Below are 4410 nucleotides of genomic sequence, written 5' to 3' on the forward strand. Positions count from 1 at the left end.
GAGCTGCACCGTCGGGACAGCTCGCGTCGCGGCAGCCGCAGCTCCGCCGGCCGGTCCGACAACGCGCGACCGGACAGCCCCGCCCGCCCGGACGGCACCCGCCGGCCGGACAGCGCGGACCGACGCGACGCCCGCGGCCACGAGCGCGGGTCCGCCCGGTCGGCCTCGGCGGGGCACCGCACCGCCGCCGCGCCGACCGACCGGCGCCGCGGCACCGACCTCGCCCGGAGCGCCGCGTTCGACGTGCTGCGCGACGTCGAGGACTCGGACTCCTACGCGAACCTCGTGCTGCCCCCCATGCTCCGGGACCGGGGGATCTCGGGCCGCGACGCCGCGTTCGCGACCGAGCTGGCCTACGGCACGCTGCGGCTGCGCGGACGGTACGACGCGATCATCGAGATCTGCGCGGCCCGCAAGCTCGACAAGATCGAGGCCGCGGTCCTGGACCTGCTCCGGATCGGCGCGCACCAGCTGCTCGGCATGCGGGTGCCAGCGCACGCCGCCGTCTCGGAGACCGTGGGCCTGGCCCGCGAGCGCACCGGCGTCGGCAGCGGTCAGTTCGTCAACGCGGTGCTGCGCGCGGTCGGGCGCGAGTCGCTCGACACGTGGCTCGAGAAGATCGGCGAGGCCGCGGACCCCGCTGGGGACGACGCCGTCGCGCGCCTCGCGGTGACCGAGAGCCATCCGGTGTGGATCACCCGCGCGTTCCGCGAGGCGCTCGTCGGCAACGGTCTCGATTCGAGCGAGCTCGGGGACGTGCTGCGCGCCAACAACGTCGCCCCGCAGGTGACCTTGGTCGCGCGACCGGGGCTGGTGGACCTCGCGGACCTGGTCGACCAGACCCGCGGTGCCGGCACGACCGGGCGCTGGACGTCGACCGCCGTCGTGCTCAGCGGCGGGGACCCGGGCATGGTCCCTGCCGTCCGGGACGGCCGGGCCGGGGTCCAGGACGAGGGCAGCCAGCTGGTCACCCTCGCGCTGGCCGCCGCCCCGCTCGACGGTGGTCGCGATGAGCGCTGGCTCGACCTGTGCGCCGGACCGGGTGGCAAGGCCGCCCTGCTCGGCGCCCTCGCGTACGAGCGCGGCGCGCGACTGGTCGCGAACGAGGTGCTCCCGCACCGCGTGCGGCTGGTCGCCAACGCGCTCTCGGCCGTGCCGCTGGACGCGATCGAGGACGTGCGGGCCGGGGACGGGCGCGTCGTCGGGCAGGACGAGCCCGGGGCGTACGACCGCGTGCTGGTGGACGCGCCGTGCACCGGGCTCGGGGCGCTGCGCCGCCGGCCGGAGGCGCGCTGGCGCCGGACGCCGTCGGACCTCGCCCAGCTCGGGACCCTGCAGCGCGAGCTGCTGACCTCCGCGCTCGACGCGGTGCGGCCCGGTGGCGTGGTCGCCTACGTGACCTGCTCCCCGCACCTCGCCGAGACGCAGCTGGTCGTCAAGGACGTGCTCCGCAAGCGCGACGACGTCGAGGTGCTCGACGCCCGCGAGAGCGTGCGTGCGGTGGCCGGGGACGACATCCCGCTCGGGGACCGGCACGACGTCCAGCTCTGGCCGCACGTGCACGGCACCGACGCGATGCACCTGACGCTGCTGCGCCGCAAGGCCTGACCGCTCCGGTATCGCCTGGACGCTGCTTGCGCGGCGGGCCTGACACTGCTGGCTTCCAGTGCTCAGTGCATCGCTCAGTGAATCGCTCAGTGCAGCGAATGTGCACCCCTGGTGCAGATCGGCTGCACTGAGCGATGCACAGAGCGGAGCGCACAGAGCGGAGCGCTGAGCGCCGAGCGCCGAGCGCCGAGCTGCGAGTGCTGAGCGCCGAGCTGAACACTCGGCGCTCGGCGAGTGCTGAGCCGCCGGAGCGGAAGCGACGCCGAGCCGAGCGCTTCGCCGGACGTGCGCGCTCGCGCGACTGGGGATACCAAGCGGATCCGTCGGTGCGGAGCATGGGAGTGGTGGTGCAGGAGTGAACTCGGATCGGCCATCCGGGCGTCCCAGGAGCCCCATCCGCACCATGGTCCGCACGGACGGATTCGCTCGGGGATTTCGTCAGCCTCGACGCGGCGGGCGAACCCCACGCGGGGAGCTCGACCGAGAAGCCGGTGCGGGAACCTCGACCGGTGGACCCCCGCTCGGGACCTCGACCGGTGAAGCCGGCGAGGGAATATGGCTCGGTGAACCCGGCGCGGGGACTTGGCAGGTAAATCCCGCGAGGAGGCCCGTGCGCGGGCCCTCGCGCCGGCGCCGGTACGGTGACCCCCATGGGCGTCCTGATCAACCCGAGCATTCTGTCCGCCGACTTCGCGAACCTCGAGCGTGACCTGGGGGTCATCGCGAACGCGGACTACGCGCACGTCGACGTGATGGACAACCACTTCGTGCCGAACCTGACCATCGGGCTGTCGGTGGTCGAGCGGCTCGTTCAGGTCTGCCCGATCCCGATCGACACGCATCTGATGATCGAGAACCCGGACCGGTGGGCGCCCGGCTTCGCGGAGGCGGGTGCGGCGTCGGTCACGTTCCACGCCGAGGCGGCGCAGGCTCCCGTTCGTCTCGCGCGCGAGCTGCGCCGGCTCGGCGCACGGGCGGGGCTCGCGCTGAAGCCCGCGACGCCGGTCGAGCCGTTCCTGGACTTGCTCTCCGAGATCGACATGCTGCTCGTGATGACGGTCGAGCCCGGCTTCGGCGGCCAGTCGTTCATCGAGGGCACCCTGCCCAAGATCCGACGCGCCCGGGCCGCGATCAGCGAGGCCGGCCTCGACGTCTGGGTCCAGGTCGACGGCGGCGTCTCGCGCACCACCATCGAACGCATCGCCGACGCCGGCGCGAACGTCTTCGTCGCCGGCTCGGCCGTCTACGGCGCCGACAACCCCGCCGCCGAGATCGAATCCCTCCGCACCCTGGCCAACGCCACCCCCCACTCCCACTGACCCCGAGCTCACCCCAGAGCCCGGAAACGGCCGCAGAGATCGGAACCAGCCGCAGACTGCGCACATCCGTGTCTTCTGCGCACATCGGATGTGCGCATCGGACACCGATGTGCGCAGTCTGCGGAATTCGCGGCGGCTGACGGTCTGGGCCGACCCGTTCGGCGTCGGCGGCCGGGTCGGCCTGCGCCGCACCCGCCTCCGCCAGCGGATCGAGCGTCCGGCCACAGACTGCGCACATCGGTGTCTTCTGCGCACATCGGATGTGCGCATCGAGCACGGATGTGCGCATTCTGCGGATCAGGGGGCCGCCTGGCCGCCTGGCCGCCTGGCCGCCTGGCCGGCTGGCCGCCTGGCCGCGGGCGTGGCCGCGGGCGCGGGTGGCTGCGCTGGGGTGGGGTGGGGTGCGTCACTCGGGTGGGGGGAATGAGGGGGTGTGGCATGATCGTTGAGAAGAACACAACACGTGCTCCGGGGTCGGTGTAATTCCGAGCCGGCGGTGATAGTCCGCGACCCGCGCGAGGCCCTGTCCAGGGCTGACCGCGGTTGATCTGGTGAAACTCCAGGACCGACGGTGAAAGTCCGGATGGGAGGAAGTACGTGACGGTGTGCGCGGCCTCGGCCGTGGACTCCGTTTGGTGACGCGCGCTCATTCGAGGGCGCGGCGCCTTCCTACCCCGGAGCTTCAGGCACGGGGAGGCTGGCATGGCCACGGAGCACGCGGAGATGCGCGAGGACGCGCCCCGCAGGACGTCCACCCGGGCGCCCACGATGATGAGCGAGCTCGCCGCGATGGATCGCGCGCTCGAGCTCGCCCTGCGTGGCCCCGCCAACGGGCCGAACCCCCGCGTCGGCTGCGTGCTGCTCGCCCCGCCCCGGTCCGACGGCGCGCTGCACGACGGGACGCAGTCCAACGGCGCGCTGTCCGACGGCGCGCGCGACGGGACGCAGTCCAACGGCGCGCTGTCCGACGGCGCGCGCGACGGGGCGCTGTCCAACGGCGCGCTGTCCGACGGCGTGCCCAACGGCGCGCTGTCCGACGGCGCGCATCGCGACGGGATGTTGCCCGACGGGACGCTGCGTAGCGGCCCGCTGCCCGACGGCCTCCGCCACGTCCTCGCCGAGGGCTGGCACGCGGGAGCGGGCACCCCGCACGCCGAGGCGTCGGCGCTCGCCGTGGCCCGCGCGGCCGGGATCGACGTCCGCGGCGCGACCGCGGTGGTCACCCTCGAGCCGTGCAACCACACCGGCCGCACCGGACCGTGCGCGCAGGCGCTGCTCGACGCCGGGATCGCCCGGGTCGTGGTGGCCGTCCGCGACCCGAACCCCGTCGCGTCCGGGGGAGCGGCCCGGCTGCGGGCTGCCGGCGTCGACGTGGACTTCGGCCTGCGGGAGGCGGAGAGCCGCGAGCTGCTGCAGCGGTGGCTCGCCGCGGTCGACCGCCGGCGCCCCTTCGTCACCCTCAAGCTCGCCACGAGCCTCGACG

3 protein-coding genes and 1 riboswitch are annotated in these 4410 nt (G+C 74.0%); all 3 genes read left to right on the plus strand.

The window, feature by feature from the left end:
• The first annotated feature begins 3 nt into the window (after window positions 1-3).
• A complete protein-coding gene (locus VIM26_RS01825) occupies window positions 4-1608 on the plus strand; it encodes an RsmB/NOP family class I SAM-dependent RNA methyltransferase (protein ID WP_331948612.1) in 1605 nt (534 codons plus the stop codon).
• Between the two features lie 650 nt (window positions 1609-2258).
• Window positions 2259-2927 (plus strand): ribulose-phosphate 3-epimerase, encoded by a 669-nt coding sequence (gene rpe, locus VIM26_RS01830; protein ID WP_331948610.1) that lies wholly within the window; start codon window positions 2259-2261, stop codon window positions 2925-2927.
• Window positions 2928-3386: 459 nt separating this feature from the next.
• Window positions 3387-3528: riboswitch (FMN riboswitch) on the plus strand.
• Between the two features lie 167 nt (window positions 3529-3695).
• Window positions 3696-4410 (plus strand): bifunctional diaminohydroxyphosphoribosylaminopyrimidine deaminase/5-amino-6-(5-phosphoribosylamino)uracil reductase RibD (locus VIM26_RS01835; RefSeq protein ID WP_414696428.1); only part of this gene is annotated, 715 nt, incomplete at its 3' end.

Origin of the sequence: Pengzhenrongella sp., from assembly GCF_036565025.1 — a bacterium.
In the GTDB taxonomy this organism is placed as follows: Bacteria; Actinomycetota; Actinomycetes; order Actinomycetales; family Cellulomonadaceae; genus Pengzhenrongella.